Annotated in this window: 1 pseudogene; it reads right to left on the reverse strand. The window is 39.9% G+C overall.

The features are described 5' to 3' along the window. A pseudogene (locus H4J62_RS20075) lies at positions 1–358 on the reverse strand (transposase); the annotation flags it as partial.

The following is a 358-nucleotide window of genomic DNA, read 5'->3' on the forward strand; positions in this document are numbered from 1 at the left end:
GCATTTATCTTCTTTATTGGCTTGTCGAGCAATAGGCTCGTTTAATGCCCGCATATACCAACTGATATCGATTAAGCGCTGTTTATAGACTTGTGCTGTTTCTTCAACCATTTCCATTTCGAATGGGGTTAATGTAGTTAATGATTGCTCTTGTTGAAATTGACGGGTCAGCAGGGTGCCTTTAAACAACTTATGCCAACGGGACAGTACTTCTAGCGTCGTCCAGTTGTTAGCTTTTTCACTATCAACATGAAGGACTAAATGTAAGTGATTATTCATGACAGCGTGAGCACAAATATCAATAGCAAACACCTGAGATAATGTAAAAATGCGTTGTTCAATCCAATGACGCCTGTGC

Origin of the sequence: Colwellia sp. BRX8-5 (genome assembly GCF_014077325.1) — a bacterium.
Lineage (GTDB): Bacteria > Pseudomonadota > Gammaproteobacteria > Enterobacterales > Alteromonadaceae > Colwellia_A.